The 314-nt window shown below is 31.5% G+C and carries 1 protein-coding gene; it reads right to left on the bottom strand.

Annotation, left to right across the window (positions count from 1 at the left end; translation table 11 throughout):
* Positions 1-314, bottom strand: a 314-nt coding sequence (locus tag HMPREF2782_RS03455) for a hypothetical protein (protein WP_148130023.1), incomplete at both ends; no start/stop codon positions are given.

The raw sequence follows: 314 nt of genomic DNA on the forward strand, positions 1-314 counted from the left end.
CCATTTTCTTCTTTTAATAAATCAGCATATCTGTAAGCTTGTGCTGTTGCTTCTTCAAATGTTCCTTTAAATGTTGCATTTTGAATTGAACCATTTGCAAAAATTAAGTTTACTTTTATTGTTTCTTCTTTTGGTTCTGCTGGTTTTTCTTTTCCTGCAAACTTAAAGTTAAGAGTATATCCTTTGTCTTCAACATCTACTGTATAGTCGCCATTTGTTTCTTTTAATATATCTGCATATGCATAAGCGTCTGAAACCGCCTTTTCAAATGTTCCTTTAAATGTAGCAGTTTGCTTTGAACCATCTGCAAAAAT

This window comes from Anaerococcus sp. HMSC068A02 (genome assembly GCF_001811125.1).
Taxonomy (GTDB): domain Bacteria; phylum Bacillota; class Clostridia; order Tissierellales; family Peptoniphilaceae; genus Anaerococcus; species Anaerococcus vaginalis_C.